The organism is Microbacterium sp. JAI119, from assembly GCF_013410135.1.
Taxonomy (GTDB): Bacteria; Actinomycetota; Actinomycetes; order Actinomycetales; family Microbacteriaceae; genus Microbacterium; species Microbacterium oxydans.
This window is the reverse complement of sequence record NZ_JACCCK010000002.1, coordinates 28968-43470: the sequence shown is the minus strand read 5'-3', so window position 1 is coordinate 43470 and position 14503 is coordinate 28968. Positions and strand designations below refer to the sequence as shown.

19 protein-coding genes are annotated in these 14503 nt (G+C 68.3%); 15 read left to right on the top strand and 4 right to left on the bottom strand.

The genetic code is table 11. The features are described 5' to 3' along the window. Positions 1-39 precede the first annotated feature (39 nt). From ftsE to smpB, 3 genes are all read left to right on the top strand, one after another. The gene (ftsE, locus tag HDC31_RS11040; RefSeq protein ID WP_046749006.1) at positions 40-1188 is read left to right on the top strand and encodes a cell division ATP-binding protein FtsE; all 1149 of its coding nucleotides are present in this window, start codon (positions 40-42) and stop codon (positions 1186-1188) included. Beyond that, positions 1185-2099, top strand: a complete 915-nt coding sequence (gene ftsX, locus HDC31_RS11035; RefSeq protein WP_046749007.1) for a permease-like cell division protein FtsX — start codon at positions 1185-1187, stop codon at positions 2097-2099. The genes ftsE and ftsX overlap by 4 nt, the downstream gene beginning before the upstream one ends. 63 nt (positions 2100-2162) lie before the next feature. Beyond that, positions 2163-2639, top strand: coding sequence for an SsrA-binding protein SmpB (gene smpB, locus HDC31_RS11030; protein ID WP_046749008.1), 477 nt, complete (start codon positions 2163-2165; stop codon positions 2637-2639). Between the two features lie 21 nt (positions 2640-2660). On the opposite strand, the gene HDC31_RS11025 is transcribed toward smpB, so the two are convergent. Together HDC31_RS11025 and lexA are read right to left on the bottom strand one after the other, a co-directional pair. Beyond that, a complete protein-coding gene (locus tag HDC31_RS11025) occupies positions 2661-4541 on the bottom strand; it encodes a prolyl oligopeptidase family serine peptidase (protein WP_179516109.1) in 1881 nt (626 codons plus the stop codon). Between the two features lie 127 nt (positions 4542-4668). Then, positions 4669-5355 carry a transcriptional repressor LexA gene (lexA, locus tag HDC31_RS11020; RefSeq protein ID WP_046749010.1) on the bottom strand — a complete coding sequence of 229 codons (687 nt, stop codon included), beginning with the start codon at positions 5353-5355 and terminating at the stop codon, positions 4669-4671. A gap of 290 nt (positions 5356-5645) precedes the next feature. Between lexA and HDC31_RS11015 the strand changes: the two genes are divergently transcribed. From HDC31_RS11015 to HDC31_RS10985, 7 genes are all read left to right on the top strand, one after another. Then, positions 5646-6014 (top strand): LysM peptidoglycan-binding domain-containing protein, encoded by a 369-nt coding sequence (locus tag HDC31_RS11015; RefSeq protein ID WP_113681490.1) that lies wholly within the window; start codon positions 5646-5648, stop codon positions 6012-6014. A gap of 82 nt (positions 6015-6096) precedes the next feature. Beyond that, positions 6097-7182, top strand: coding sequence for a histidinol-phosphate transaminase (locus tag HDC31_RS11010; protein WP_058632208.1), 1086 nt, complete (start codon positions 6097-6099; stop codon positions 7180-7182). Continuing rightward, a complete protein-coding gene (gene hisB / locus HDC31_RS11005; RefSeq protein ID WP_113681491.1) occupies positions 7179-7796 on the top strand; it encodes an imidazoleglycerol-phosphate dehydratase HisB in 618 nt (205 codons plus the stop codon). Before HDC31_RS11010 ends, hisB begins: the two co-directional genes overlap by 4 nt. Continuing rightward, positions 7793-8428 carry an imidazole glycerol phosphate synthase subunit HisH gene (gene hisH, locus HDC31_RS11000; RefSeq protein WP_058632209.1) on the top strand — a complete coding sequence of 212 codons (636 nt, stop codon included), beginning with the start codon at positions 7793-7795 and terminating at the stop codon, positions 8426-8428. The genes hisB and hisH overlap by 4 nt, the downstream gene beginning before the upstream one ends. A gap of 103 nt (positions 8429-8531) precedes the next feature. Continuing rightward, positions 8532-9278 carry a bifunctional 1-(5-phosphoribosyl)-5-((5-phosphoribosylamino)methylideneamino)imidazole-4-carboxamide isomerase/phosphoribosylanthranilate isomerase PriA gene (priA, locus tag HDC31_RS10995; protein WP_046749015.1) on the top strand — a complete coding sequence of 249 codons (747 nt, stop codon included), beginning with the start codon at positions 8532-8534 and terminating at the stop codon, positions 9276-9278. Further along, positions 9262-10059 carry an SseB family protein gene (locus HDC31_RS10990; protein ID WP_113681492.1) on the top strand — a complete coding sequence of 266 codons (798 nt, stop codon included), beginning with the start codon at positions 9262-9264 and terminating at the stop codon, positions 10057-10059. The genes priA and HDC31_RS10990 overlap by 17 nt, the downstream gene beginning before the upstream one ends. A 23-nt stretch (positions 10060-10082) precedes the next feature. Then, positions 10083-10511: a hypothetical protein gene (locus HDC31_RS10985; protein WP_058632210.1), complete on the top strand. Its 429-nt coding sequence runs from the start codon at positions 10083-10085 to the stop codon at positions 10509-10511. Here the strand turns inward: HDC31_RS10985 and HDC31_RS10980 are convergent. Then, positions 10504-10902: a DUF1844 domain-containing protein gene (locus tag HDC31_RS10980; protein WP_046749018.1), complete on the bottom strand. Its 399-nt coding sequence runs from the start codon at positions 10900-10902 to the stop codon at positions 10504-10506. The genes HDC31_RS10985 and HDC31_RS10980 overlap by 8 nt on opposite strands. 231 nt (positions 10903-11133) lie before the next feature. On the opposite strand from HDC31_RS10980, the gene infC reads away from it, so the two are divergent. The 3 genes from infC to rplT all read left to right on the top strand — a co-directional run bounded on the left by infC (position 11134) and on the right by rplT (position 12463). After that, positions 11134-11775 (top strand): translation initiation factor IF-3, encoded by a 642-nt coding sequence (gene infC, locus HDC31_RS10975; protein ID WP_082108707.1) that lies wholly within the window; start codon positions 11134-11136, stop codon positions 11773-11775. 72 nt (positions 11776-11847) lie between these two features. Beyond that, positions 11848-12042, top strand: coding sequence for a 50S ribosomal protein L35 (rpmI, locus tag HDC31_RS10970; protein WP_017828564.1), 195 nt, complete (start codon positions 11848-11850; stop codon positions 12040-12042). Between the two features lie 34 nt (positions 12043-12076). Continuing rightward, positions 12077-12463 (top strand): 50S ribosomal protein L20, encoded by a 387-nt coding sequence (gene rplT, locus HDC31_RS10965; RefSeq protein ID WP_017202428.1) that lies wholly within the window; start codon positions 12077-12079, stop codon positions 12461-12463. Positions 12464-12471: 8 nt separating this feature from the next. Here the strand turns inward: rplT and HDC31_RS10960 are convergent, their stop codons facing one another. Next, the gene (locus tag HDC31_RS10960; protein WP_113681494.1) at positions 12472-12924 is read right to left on the bottom strand and encodes a DUF2809 domain-containing protein; all 453 of its coding nucleotides are present in this window, start codon (positions 12922-12924) and stop codon (positions 12472-12474) included. 57 nt (positions 12925-12981) lie between these two features. Here HDC31_RS10960 and HDC31_RS10955 point away from each other — a divergent pair, with 57 nt between their 5' ends. Further along, complete coding sequence (locus tag HDC31_RS10955; protein WP_045263330.1) at positions 12982-13794, top strand: RNA methyltransferase; 813 nt, start codon at positions 12982-12984, stop codon at positions 13792-13794. 36 nt (positions 13795-13830) lie between these two features. After that, positions 13831-14502, top strand: coding sequence for a response regulator transcription factor (locus HDC31_RS10950; protein ID WP_046749021.1), 672 nt, complete (start codon positions 13831-13833; stop codon positions 14500-14502). The last annotated feature ends 1 nt before the right edge of the window (position 14503 follow it).

Below are 14503 nucleotides of genomic sequence, written 5' to 3'. Positions count from 1 at the left end.
CGCCGTCAGGGAAGAGCCCGCGCTTAGGCTCGTAGCGCCATGATTCGGTTCGAGAACGTCACGAAACGCTACCGCGGGACGTCGAAGCCCGCCCTCTCCGGTGTCGACTTCGAAGTGCAACGCGGGGAGTTCGTCTTCCTCGTCGGGGCCTCGGGTTCCGGCAAGTCGTCCTGCCTGCGCCTCATCCTGCGCGAGGACGTCCCCACCTCGGGACGGGTCGCGGTGCTCGGGAGGGACCTGCGAGCCCTCGCGAACCGCAAGGTGCCGTACTTCCGCCGCCATATCGGGTCGGTGTTCCAGGACTTCCGACTCCTCCCGTCGAAGACCGTCCATCAGAACGTCGCGTTCACGCTCCAGGTGACCGGTGCCTCCCGCGGCTTCATCCAACAGGCGGTGCCTGAGGCTCTCGCTCTGGTGGGCCTCGACGGCAAGCAGAAGCGGATGCCCCACGAACTGTCGGGCGGTGAGCAGCAGCGCGTCGCGATCGCGCGCGCTCTCGTCAATCGGCCCCAGGTTCTGCTCGCCGATGAGCCGACCGGAAACCTCGACCCTGCGACCTCGGTCGACATCATGCAGCTGCTCGCCCGCATCAACGCGGGGGGCACCACGGTGCTGATGGCCACCCACGAGGCCGGTTTCGTCGATCAGATGCAGCGCCGCGTGATCGAGCTGCGCGACGGCGAGATGGTCCGCGATGAGGTGCATGGCGGATACGGCGACACGTCCAACATCCCGCGCCTCGTGCCAGAGGAAGTGCGTGGTGCGGCAGCCGCTGCCGCACTGACCGCCGTCCAGGAGGTGCAGCGCCAGACCGCCGATCTCTCGGTGGTGCGTGCCGCACTCGCAGAAGAGCTCGCCAGTCAGCGTCAGGCTGCGGCAGCAGTCGATCGCGACGGGGAGACGGTGGTTCCGCCCGCCCCGCGCACGGTCGAAGCGCCGGAACCGCAGCCCGCGGTGCAGGAGGGCGCAGCTGCGAACGTCGTCGAGCCCCCCGCCGTGGTCGAGCCTCCCGCTGCCGTCGAACCTCCCGCGGTGGTCGAGCCGCCTTCGGCCGTCGAACCCGCTCCGGCGGCACGCCCGCGAACGCATCCGATCGTCCTGCCGACGGTCGACGTCGCCGAACTCGGTGTCGCGGATCGCCTCGGTCTCTCCGACGAGGACGACGAGGAAGTGGGCCCGACCTCATGAGAATCGGACTCATCCTGACCGAAGCCCTCGTCGGACTCCGGCGGAACATCTCGATGGTGATCTCCGTCGTGCTGGTCACCTTCGTGTCCCTGACCTTCGTGGGCGCCGCGATCCTCATGCAGGGGCAGATCGGCGTCATGCGCGGCTACTGGGCCGAGCGCGCCCAGGTGGCTGTGTACATGTGCTCGGCCGTGTCGGAATCCGAGACGTGTCTCGACGGTGCGGCGAGCGAGGAGCAGGTCGCAGCCGTGCGTGCGCAGCTCGAGGGCGACGCGCTCAAACCGCTCATCAGCTCGATGACCTTCGACACCAAGGAAGAGACCTACGCCAAACTCGTCGACCAGCTCGGCGCGGACCAGGCGAGCGTGCTCACTCCCGACCAGGCCTTCGAAGTGTTCTTCGTGACCATGAAGGATCCCGGCCAGTCCCAGGTGCTCGCCGAAGCCTTCAGCGGACAGGCTGGGGTCGAGCAGGTGAAGGATCAGCTGCAGTACCTGGAGCCCCTGTTCTCCGCTTTGACCGTCGCGACCTACATCGCGGTCGGGATCGCCGTGCTCATGCTCATCGCCGCGACTCTCCTGATCGGCACGACGATCCGCCTGTCCGCGTATGCGAGGCGCAAGGAGATCGGCATCATGCGCCTCGTCGGCGCTTCCAACCGCTTCATCCAGACCCCGTTCGTGCTGGAGGGCGTGTTCGCGGCCTTCCTGGGGTCGGCCCTGGCCAGCGCCGCGGTCGTCGCCGGCGTGCACTTCGGCGTCAACGGCTATCTGCGGGGAAGGGTGCCGTTCATCACGACGTGGGTCACGATGCAGGACGCGGCACTGGTCGTCCCGGTGCTGATCGGCATCGGAGTGATCCTCGCCGCCCTGTCCGCGGGCTTCGCGATCCGACGCTGGCTGCGCACCTGATAGCCTGAAAGGCTGCGCGGTCGGATCGATCGATCGGGCTCATCACGGCAACAGGAGAGCATCATGCCCAGGGAACGCGGAGAGAAGGTCGTCGCGACCAATCGTCGCGCACGTCACGACTACGCCATCGAGAAGTCGTACGAGGCGGGGATGGTGCTCACCGGCACCGAGGTCAAGTCGCTGCGTCAGGGACGAGCCAACCTCAGCGACGGCTACGCGTTCGTCAAGGGGAACGAGGTCTTCCTCGACTCGGTGCACATCCCGGAGTACTCGCAGGGGCATTGGACGAACCATTCGGCCAAGCGCATCCGCAAGCTGCTGCTGCACCGTGAGGAGATCGCGAAGATCGCCCACGCCGTCTCGGCAGGGGGATACACCCTCATCCCGCTGAAGCTGTACTTCTCCGACGGTCGCGCCAAGGTCGAGATCGCCCTCGCCAAAGGTAAGCGCGAGTACGACAAGCGACAGACCCTGCGTGAGCGTCAGGACACCCGCGAAGCCGACCGCGCCATGCGTCTGCGCAACCGCGTGGGGGAGTGACCCTCGCGGGGGAAGCCGCCCTCACAGACGCGGCTCGAAGCCGAACACACGGCCGAGGAACGTCAGCTCGCGCTCGAGGGCGTCGACGATCGTGTCGGCGCTGCGGAATCCGTGCCCCTCGGCGGGGTACAGCACATACTCGTGGTCGACTCCGCGTGCCGCGAGCGCGTCTCGGATCGCCTCGGACTGCGAGGGCGGAACCACGCGATCCTCGCCGCCCTGCAGCAGCAGCACGGGCGCGTCGATCCGGTCGGCGTGCGTGAGCGGTGAACGCTCCACGTACAGGTGCTCGTGCTCGGGGAGGGGGCCGACCAGACCGTCGATGTACGACGCCTCGAAATCGTGGGTCTCCGCGACGAGCATGCGCAGATCGGCGACCCCGTAGCGGCTGATCCCGGCAGCGAAGGCTCCGCCCCGCACCAGCGTCGACAGCACGGTCCAGCCGCCGGCCGACCCGCCGCGGATCGCGATCCGGTCGGGGTCGGCCAGGCCCGCGTCCGCCAGACCGCGGGCCGCGGCGATCACGTCGTCGACATCGACGATGCCCCACTGGCCGTCGAGACGTTCACGGTACGAGCGGCCGTACCCCGTGGAACCTCCGTAGTTCACGTCGAGCACGCCGATGCCGCGGCTCGTGTAGAACGCGATCGCCTCGGACGCCGCCCCGGTGACGTGCGCCGTCGGCCCCCCGTGCACGAGGACGATGTAGGGCGGGAGCTCGTGATCGGGAGCCGTCGCGTGCGGGTTCGCCGGCGGGTACGCGAACGCGTGCACCTCTCCGTGCGGGCCCTGGATCTCGATCGGCATCGCAGCGGGCATCCACTGCGGATCGACCGGTTCGCCGCCGCGCACCGCCACGGTGGCACCCGATACGACGTCGACGCACCACAGCCCGGCGTTCGCACGCGAACCGTTGCCGGAGAGGAGCACGCGGGTGCCGTCGACATCGTCGACGCTCACATGGCCGTCTCCGGGGAACGAGATGACGTCGACGCGGTCGTCGGCAGCATCGTCGGTATCGATCACCACGACCTCGTCGCGCCCGTTCGTCCGGACGGCGACGACGCGGCCGTCGTCGAGCAGCTGATACCAGCGGTTGCCGAGGACCCAGAGTCCATAGCCCGTGTCGGCGTCCGAGGGTGAGACCTGCCGTGCGGTGCCGACCGGGACCACACCGTCCAGGGAGATGCGCTGCAGGGCCCAGCGCCCACCCGGATCATCGGCGAAGAGCAGCTCCGAGTCGCTCAGCCACTCCGGCTGCAGCGCCGCCCGTGAGGGGATCGTGCGCGGAGTGTCCTCACCGACCTCGGCGACCTGCACGTGCGCGTCCTCCCACGGCATGCGGCCCCTGTCCCACGCGACCCACGCGGCGCGGGTGCCGTCGGGGGAGAGCGCGGGGTGGGCGAAGAAGCCATCGCCCTGCACGATCACCGTGATCGCGGACGCATCCTCGGCTGCGGAGCCGTCGAGCGGGATCTCGACGATCGCTCGGAGATGCGGCGTGCGGGAGAGGTCTTCGCGCACGGCCAGCAGTCGACCGGACTGCACACGCAGGCCGCCGTGGGAGGGCCCGGGAGGGGTGAGAGCAACGGGCTCGCCTCCCACGCTCAGACGATGAACCCGCTGGTCGTTCGCGTCGACGAAGTAGAGCGTGCCGTGCTCGTCCGCCGTCCACGCACCCCCGCCGTACTCGTGCACACGTGAGCGTGCGCTCCAGGGGGAGGGGAGGATCTCGGCTCCGGAGGAGCTCCGCACCGTCACGCGGCCCTTCTGGGCCGGCACCGACTCGCCCCACCAGATCTCCGAGCCGACGAAACGGGCGCCGTCGATGCGCGGTGAAGACGCGGCGACCGAGGCGGCGGAGAACGGGGATGACCAGGAACCGTAAGGGGACGACGACATGTCTCGAGCCTATGCGGCGTCGCACCGCGTGTGCGGCCACGCCGTGGGCCCGACCACTGTGGAAGCGCGCGAAGGGAAGACGGTCACCGACACGACCAGGCCCGATCCGCGCTGACCGGATCGAGGGTCAGACGGCGCGGAGCACCGCCACGACCTTGCCGAGGACGACGGACTCGTCGCCGAGGATGGGTTCGAATGCCGAGTTGCGGGGGAGGAGCCAGGTGTGGCCGTCCCGGCGGCGCAGCACCTTGACCGTCGCCTCGCCATCGAGCATCGCCGCGACGATCTCGCCGTTCTCCGCGCTGTTCTGGGAGCGGACCACGACCCAGTCGCCGTCGCAGATGGCGGCGTCGATCATCGACTCGCCGGAGACCTTGAGCATGAACAGGTCGCCCTTGCCCACCAACTGGCGGGGGAGCGGGAAGATCTCCTCGACCTGCTGATCCGCGGTGATCGGCACGCCGGCGGCGATCCGTCCCACCAGGGGGACGAGCGCGGCGTCGCCTACGGGAGTCGCGACGTCGGCCGGGTTCTCGGTGCTGGCGCCCGGCAGATCGATGAGCACCTCCATCGCCCTGGTCTTCCCCGGGTCGCGGCGCAGGTAGCCACTCAGCTCGAGCTGTCCGAGCTGATGGGTGACGCTGGAGAGGGACTTGAGACCGACGGCGTCTCCGATCTCGCGCATGCTCGGCGGATAGCCGTGGTTCGCGATCGAGTTCTGGATGACCTCGAGGATCGCCATCTGCTTCGGGCTGAGGCTCTTCCGGCGGCGCGTGCGCGGTGCCTCCGACTCGGCGGCAGAGTTCTCGCTCATGGTGCTCCTTCAGTGCGTGATCCGACGTCCCTCTTCGAATGTCGGAGGCCCGTGGTGGGGTGTCCTTATCGAAACCGTATCCGAGAATCGGGCCGATCTGGAAGATCTGTTCGAGCGTGTCGGCCTCTTTCCCCGGTGTGGTTTCGAAGAATACTTGACAGATGTTCGAACTCGAAGATATCTTCGGTACGTAGCTTCGCATTCCCGGCTCCCGGCCGAGTCGTGAATGCGAACGCTACGCCAACTTCCCCGGCAGCCTCACCGCTCCGGGACAGGCTAAGGAGCACCACATGAGCAGCATCGGCTTCAGCACCGCAGCAGTCATCCCGGCATCGCCCCGTCCTTCGACGAGACTCCGGCTGACGACGCGCGGTCGCGCTGTACTGCTCGCCCTGGCGTCGGTGCCCCTCGCCGCCGGCATCGCGTTCGCGGCGCTCAGCGGCGGCAGCGCGGTCGCGTCGGGTGCCGACACCGCATCCGTCGGCGTCGAGACCGTCACCGTCATGCCCGGTGACACGCTCTGGTCCATCGCCACCGGCGTCGCGCCCGACGCCGACCCGCGCGATGTGATCGGCGACATCAGCCGGATGAACCTGTTGCGCGGCGGGGAGCTGCAGATCGGGCAGACTCTGGCGATCCCGGCTCAGTACGCGCGCTGATCCGGCGGAGGGCTCAGACGAGGAGTTCCTGGGGCGGGCGACTTTGCGTCATCAACCTCAAGCGCCGCATAGCATGGGAAGGGTGACCCTCTCCCTCAACGATCTCCCGCTACGTGACGATCTCCGCGGATTGAAGCCATACGGTGCTCCACAGGCGCCGCTTCCCATCGCGCTCAACGTGAATGAGAACACGCATCCGATCCCCGATGCGGTGGCGAGCGACATCCTCGATGACATCGCCGTCGCGATCCGTGATGTCAACCGCTACCCGGATCGTGAGTTCACCACGCTTCGCGAGTCTTTCGCGGAGTACCTGGGCCACGGTCTCGTCCCCGAGCAGATCTGGGCGGGCAACGGGTCCAATGAGGTGCTCCAGCACATCCTGCAGGCCTTCGGAGGCCCTGGTCGCACGGCTTTCGGGTTCGCGCCGACCTATTCGATGTACCCGCTCATCGCGCAGGGCACCGGTGCGCGGTGGATCGCCGGTACGCGTCAGCCCGACTACACCATCACTCCGGAGGAGGCGGCCGAGCAGGTGCGGGCCGCCGAGCCGGACGTGGTCATCCTCTGCTCTCCCAACAACCCCACCGGCACGCCGCTCGGACTCGACGTCATCGAAGCGGTGTATGAGGCTGCCAGGGGCATAGTGATCGTCGACGAGGCCTACCAGGAGTTCGCGCCGCATGACGCGGTCTCCGCACTGACGCTGCTCGAGGGGCGGCCGCGTCTGGCCGTCTCGCGCACGATGAGCAAGGCCTTCGCGTTCGCCGGAGCCCGTGTCGGGTATCTCGCGGCCGACCCGGCGTTCATCGACGCGCTGCGGTTGGTGCGTCTGCCGTACCACCTGAGCGCACTCACCCAGGCGGCGGCCATCGCGGCGCTGCGCAATGCCGACGTCATGCTCGGCATGGTCGAGGAGATCGTCGAGCAGCGCGACCGCATCACGGCGACTCTCGAGGCGCTGGGTTACCAGCCGCACGAATCCTGGTCGAACTTCGTGCTGTTCGGTGGAGTCTCCGACCCGAAGGCCACCTGGCAGCAGCTGTACGACCAGGGGGTGCTGGTACGCGATGTCGGCATCCCAGGACACCTGAGGGTGAGCGCGGGCACCGAGGCCGAGACCACCGCGTTCCTTGATGCTCTTGCCTCGATAGGATCGGCTTCATGAGCACTTCCGCACCGACCCCGCGCACCGCGAGCCGTGTGCGCCGCACGTCGGAGTCCACCGTCGAGCTCGAGCTGAACCTCGACGGGACCGGCGTCAGCCACATCGACACCTCGGTGCCCTTCTTCGACCACATGCTCACGGCGTTCGCGAAGCACTCGCTGACCGACCTCACCGTGCGCGCCTCGGGTGACACCCACATCGACGCACACCACACCGTGGAAGACGTCTCAATCGTGCTCGGACAGGCGATCCTCGAAGCCCTCGGCGACAAGTCCGGCATCTCCCGGTACGGAGACGCCCTCGTCCCCCTCGACGAGGCGCTCGCGCAGGCCGTGGTCGACATCTCGGGCCGCCCGTACCTCGTGCACACGGGGGAGCCCGAGGGGTTCGAGCACCACCTGATCGGCGGACACTTCACAGGGTCGCTCGTCCGCCACTCCTTCGAAGCCATCACGTTCAATGCCGCTCTCACGGTGCACGTGCGTGTGCTCGGCGGCCGCGACCCGCACCACATCGCGGAAGCGGAGTACAAGGCGTTCGCGCGTGCGTTCCGTCAGGCGAAGGCGCTGGATCCGCTCGTCGACGGCATTCCGTCCACCAAGGGCGCGCTGTGACGTCGGCTCCTCGCGTCGCGGTGTTCGACTACGAGTCGGGCAACGTCCACTCGGCCGTCAAGGCTCTCGTGGCTGCCGGTGCCGACGCCGTGCTGACGCGCGACCGTACCACCGCCCTCGAGGCGGACGGCCTGGTCGTTCCCGGCGTCGGCGCGTTCCAGGCGGTTCGCGATGCCCTGCGTGCGCACGGAGGCGACGAGATCATCGACCGCCGTCTGGCCGGTGGCCGTCCCGTCCTCGGCATCTGCGTCGGGATGCAGGTGCTGTTCGAGCACGGCGTCGAGCGTGGGCGTGATACCGCAGGGCTCGGAGAGTGGCCCGGAGCCGTCACCGAGCTCAACGCGCCGGTGCTTCCGCACATGGGCTGGAACACCGTCGCGCCCGGTTCCGACAGCGTGCTCTTCCGCGGCATCGAGCAGGAGCGCTTCTACTTCGTGCACTCCTACGCCGCCCAGTCCTGGCAGCTCGATGTCATTCCGCCGTTCCCGGAACCCGTCCTGACCTGGACGACCTACGGCGATCCCTTCCTCGCCGCCGTGGAGAACGGCCCGCTGTCGGCGACGCAGTTCCACCCGGAGAAGTCCGGCGAAGCAGGTATCCAGCTGCTGCGCAACTGGGTCGAGAGTCTCTGACGACGCCCGCCGGCGTCACCCGTTTTGTTCCCCGCCGCCCGGCGGACTACCCTCGGTTCTCGTGCCCGCACCGGGCCGAAGAGCTTCCCGATCCAAGGACCCCATGAACGACTTCGCGCAGTCCCCCTCGCTCACGCTCCTTCCCGCGGTCGATGTCGCCGGGGGCAAGGCCGTCCGACTGACTCAGGGCGAGGCCGGAACCGAGACCAGCTATGGCGACCCGTTGGACGCCGCAGGGGAGTGGGTGTCGCAGGGCGCCTCCTGGATCCACCTGGTCGACCTCGACGCGGCCTTCGGTCGGGGCAGCAACGCGCCGATCCTGCGCAAGGTCATCAAGCAGTTCAAGGGCGTGAACATCGAGCTTTCGGGTGGTATCCGCGACGACGCGACGCTGGAGGCGGCTCTGGAGAGCGGCGCGACGCGGATCAACCTGGGCACGGCGGCGCTGGAGAATCCGGAGTGGGCTGCCGACGTGATCGGCCGTTACGGCGAGGCGATCGCCGTCGGTCTCGATGTGCGCGGAACGACGCTCGCCGCCCGCGGATGGACCAAGGAGGGCGGGGACCTCTGGGAGGTGCTCGACCGCCTCGAAGACGCCGGCTGCAGCCGCTACGTGGTCACCGACGTCACGAAGGACGGAACCCTCCGCGGTCCGAACCTCGACCTTCTCCGTGAGGTCACCTCTCGCACCCCGAAGCCGGTGGTCGCGTCAGGCGGCATCTCGAGCCTGGACGACATCGCCGCGCTCCGCGACCTCGTGCCGTTGGGCGTCGAGGGCGCGATCGTCGGCAAGGCACTCTACGCCGGCGCCTTCACGCTGGCTGAGGCACTGGATGTCGCAGGAGACTGACGCGCACGCGTGCGGCCCCGAGCCGCACAACCACGGCGATTCAGCAGGCGTCCCGTGGGAGGGGCGCAGCTTCGAGTCGAATCCGCACGCCGCGGACGACGGTTCCGCCGACCCCGCGCTGCTGGCGGCGCTGCTGCGCTTCCGCGCCGGCCAGGGCAGCCAGTCCGAGGTCGTCGACGCTTTCCGTGCCGCCCGTGTGCTGGTGCCCCTCATCGCGGAGAAGGGGGAGGAGGGGATCGCCCCCAACGGCCTCACCGTTGACAAGACGCAGGAGCTCTCCATCGTCACGGTCGCGGCTCCGGATGGTCGGCGCGTGCAGCCGGTGTTCTCGTCGGTCCAGGCGATGCAGGCGTGGGACCCGACGGCGCGACCGATCCCCGTCGAGGCTATCCGCGCGGCGCTGGCCGCCTCGTCGGAGGACACCGACCTGATCGTGCTCGACCCGACGTCCGACACCGAGTTCGTCATCCGGCGTCCTGCCGTGTGGGCGATCGCTCAGGAGCAGCGCTGGGAGCCGAGCTTCCTGTCGACCGAGGTGTTCACGGCGCTGCAGGAGAGCGTGGCCCACGAACTGGCCGTCATCGACGTGGCTGTGGCTTCCGGGGACCCCGACGCCCGTCTGCGCGGGCCCGAGCTCATCGTGGTCCTCGAGCTGGTCGACGGACTCGAACGCGAGGTGCTCGACGCCGTGCTCTCGCGTCTCGCGTCTCGCTGGGCATCGGACGACCGGATCGCCGTGCTCGTCGACTCCCTCACCGTGAAGCTCCGCCGCAGCGCCTGAACCGCTTCGCTACGCTCGGGGACATGCCCCGGACTCTGTTGCGAGCCCTCGCCGCCGTCGTGCTGCTCGGAGGCGCCGTCGCCGGCACTTCCGGCTGCGTGGTCAACGCGTGCCCGGCGATCGCCTACATCAGCACGGTCGTCGTCGACGTGAGCGCCTTCCCGGCGGCGACCGACCTCCAGTTCTGCGCGGACGGGCAGTGCTCACCGGGGCCGGGGGAGGATGCGAGCTCGTCCGCGAACTTGTTCTCGGCGTCTCCGTCGGCCGACGGCACGTGGAGCATGTCCTTCGACATGTCCACGCCCGACCTGGTCGACATCCGGTTGTTCGATGCGCAGGGTGCCGTCATCCACGAGTCGGAACAGGAGATCTCCTGGACTCGCACCGAAGGGCAGTGCCCCGGCCCGGCCTCGGCCGACCCTCTGGTCGTCGAGCCCGCGGCAGCTAGTTGACCGGGCCGGTCCACTTCTCGCCCGGTCCCTTGCCGATCGGATCGGGGATCGTGGACGCCTCGCGGAAGGCGAGCTGGAGTGAGCGGAGACCGTCGCGCAGGGACCGCGCGTGCATGTCGCTGATCTCCGGAGCGCCGGCGGTGATGAGCCCGGCGAGGGAGTTGATGAGCTTGCGCGCCTCGTCGAGGTCGAGCTGCGCTGCGGCGTCCGGATCGTCGGCGAGCCCGAGCTTGACGGCTGCCGCGCTCATGAGGTGCACGGCGGCGGTGGTGATCACCTCGACTGCGGGTACATCGGCGATGTCGCGGGTGGCCGACGATGCGGCCTCCTCCTGACGTGCCCAACGCTCTTCGCGCTCGCGTGCCGCCTCGTCCGGTGCCTGGTTCGTCACTTCGCCTTGCTTTCTGTTAGACTTTGGCGGGCTCCGGAGCGTCATGCTCCGGAACGAAAGAGGATTCACTTCCCACCCGCGCTTGCCGTTCAAGGCTACCGGGTCTTGCACTCCACCGGCTCCGTTCGAAAGAAGGAGCCGGTAGACAGGGTGCGGAGCCGGCGTCTGAATGCCGGTGGGTGGGGACGATTCCGATTTCGCCCGTGATGCAGACAGCGTCGCGGTGGCCGAATCACATCGTCTAAGGAGTTCCGCATCAGCGATCCCCGTACCAATGAGCGCATCCGCGTCCCCGAGGTCCGCCTCGTCGGCCCCGCGGGTGAGCAGATCGGCGTCGTCCGCATCGAAGCCGCACTGCGCCTCGCGCAGGAAGCCGATCTCGACCTCGTCGAGGTCGCCCCGAACTCGAAGCCGCCCGTCGTCAAGATCATGGACTACGGCAAGTTCAAGTACGAGGCCGCCCAGAAGGAAAAGGAAGCTCGCCGCAACCAGGCGAACACGATCCTCAAGGAAGTGCGCTTCCGTCTGAAGATCGAGGCTCACGACTACACGACCAAGCTCAAGCGTGCCGAGGGCTTCCTCAAGGCCGGCGACAAGGTCAAGGCCATGATCCTGTTCCGCGGTCGCGAGCAGTCGCGTCCGGAGCAGGGTGTGCGTCTGCTGCGCAAGTTCGCCGAGGATGTCGCCGAGTTCGGCACCGTCGAGTCGAACCCGACCATCGACGGTCGCAACATGGTGATGGTCGTGGCTCCGCTCAAGAGCAAGTCCGAGGCGAAGCAGGAGCAGAACGCCGTGCGCGATGCTCAGCGCGCGGACAAGAAGCAGGCTGCGCGCGAGGCGAAGAACGAGGCCGCCGCCACCACTGCGGAGTAGTACCCGCCCCAGAACTCCCGCACCGCGGGTTGACACCGTCGCCTGAGAAGGCGCCATACGAAGGAAGAGAAGATGCCGAAGCAGAAGACCCACTCGGGTGCTAAGAAGCGCTTCAAGATCACCGGCAGCGGAAAGCTGAAGAAGCAGCAGGCCGGGATGCGCCACAACCTCGAGCACAAGTCGAGCCGTCGCACGCGTCGTCTGAACCAGGACCAGGTCCTGTCGAAGGCTGACACCAAGGTCGCGAAGAAGCTTCTCGGTCGCTGACGCGCGCCGAACGCACGAATAGGAACACAGGAAAATGGCAAGAGTCAAGCGGGCAGTAAACGCCCACAAGAAGCGCCGGGTCATCCTCGAGCGCGCCTCCGGTTACCGCGGACAGCGTTCGCGCCTCTACCGCAAGGCCAAAGAGCAGGTCATCCACTCGCTGGTCTACTCGTACCGTGACCGTCGCAAGCGCAAGGGCGACTTCCGTCGTCTGTGGATCCAGCGCATCAACGCTGCGGCCCGCCAGAACGGCATGACGTACAACCGCTTCATCCAGGGCCTCGGCCTCGCGGGTGTCACGGTCGACCGTCGCATGCTCGCCGACCTCGCGGTCAACGACGCTGCCACGTTCACGACGCTGGTCGAGACGGCGAAGAAGGCTCTTCCCTCCGACGTCAACGCGCCGAAGTCGGCTGCGTAAGCACCTCTTCACACAGGGCGCTCTCCTTCGGGAGGGCGCCCTGCGGCGTTTCCCGGCGTGGCGAGGACTGCCGCGCGGCTGACCGCGAGGTCGACGAGAGCGGCCATGGCGACGGCACCCGCGTAGACGAGGATGTCGCGTCCATCGAATCCGGAGCCGAGGACGTGGCGGATCGGGGGGAGTGCCGATCCCCACTCACGAGGGATACCGGTGAGCTGGAACAGTTCGACGCCGGCGCAGAACACGAAGGCGACGAGGGCCGGCGCGAAGGGGCGCCACCGCGCGGCGATCAGGGCGACGAGCAGATAGATGAGCACAGCGTACAGCGCATCGCCGATGACGTCGCCCACGACCCCGCCCGCACTGCGATGGATGACGAGCCCGATCGCGACCGTCGCGACGGCGAGCACTGCGAGGACGATCCGCCGACGGGAGCTCCTCACCGCGGCATCGATCGTCATGCAGGCACCCTACCCGGATGGTGCGGGAGAGGGCCGTGCGTTCCCTAGACTGTGATCGTGCTGGAGAACCCCCGTTCGCCCCGAGTCCGTGCTGTCGCGAAGCTGACCAAACGCAGCGCGAGGACTGAGACAGGCCTGTTCCTTCTGGAGGGCCCGCAGTCGGTGCGCGAGGCGCTCACCTACCGTCCCGAGGCGATCGTCGAGCTCTTCGCGACGCCGAACGGCTGGGAGCGGCACCCCGACATCCGCGCGAAGGCCGCAGAGGCGGACATCGAGGTCGAGTACGTCACCGAGTACGTGCTCAACGCCATGGCCGACACCGTCACACCGCAAGGCCTCGTCGCCGTCGTGCAGCAGACGCCGACGTCGGTGCGCGACATCTTCGACGCCTCGCCGCGACTGGTGGCGATCTGCGAGGAGGTGCGGGATCCAGGGAACCTCGGCACGATCATCCGGGCAGCGGATGCCGCGGGTGCGGATGCCGTCGTCCTGACCGGTCGCACCGTCGATCCGTACAACCCGAAGGTGGTGCGCGCGACCACAGGGTCCCTGTTCCACCTTCCCGTCTCGGTCGGGGGCGACCTCGCCGAAGTCGTGAAGCGTGCTCACGCCGCAGGTCTGCGCATCCTCGCGGCGGACGTGAAGGGCGATGACCTGTTGGAAGCGCGCGCGGAGGGCGTGCTGGCCGAGCCGACGGGATGGCTCTTCGGCAACGAGGCGCGCGGACTCGAAGACGAGGCGCTGGATCTCGCGGACCGCGTGCTCAAGCTTCCGATCTTCGGCCGAGCCGAGTCGCTCAATCTGGCGACGGCCGCCAGCGTCTGCCTGTATGAAAGCGCATTCGCTCAGCGGGCGACGTCCGTCGACTGAGGTGACGGACGCCGGGGGAAGCGGGAAGCGGAGTCGATGAGGATTCTGATCGTCGAAGACGACGACCGGGTCGCAGGCGCACTGGAGGCGTTTCTCGCCCGGTCCGGGTACGCGACCGTCCGCGCGGCGGATGGAGCGTCTGCGCTGGGTCTTCTCGGAGCGGACACCGAGGTGGTGCTGCTCGATCTCGGTCTGCCCGACGTCGACGGGGTCGACCTGTGTCGCCGGATCAGGGGCCGCTCCGAGGTCCCGATCGTGATCGTGACCGCCCGCAGCCAGGTCGCGGAGCGCATCAAAGGGCTCCGCGCCGGAGCCGATGACTTCGTGGTGAAGCCCTACGATGTGCACGAGCTCCTGGCGCGGATCGAGGCGGTCACACGGCGATCCAGGCCGATGAGGCCCGAGGCGGATGCGCGCGTCCTGCTCCACGGAGGCGGCGTGCAGGTCGATCTGATCGCTCGCCAGGTGCTGGTCGACGGCGCGGCCATCGACCTCACGCGCAAGGAGTTCGACATCATCGCCGTCCTGGCCCGCTACCCGGGAGTGGCGGTGCCGAAGGACCGGCTGATCCGCGAGGTGTGGAACACCGACTGGCGAGGATTCGGCCATTCTCTGGAGGTGCACGTCGGGGCGATCAGGAAGAAGACCGGGGTCCGCGGGGTCATCGAGACGGTCCGCGGGGTCGGCTATCGGCTGGCAGGGTCCTGAG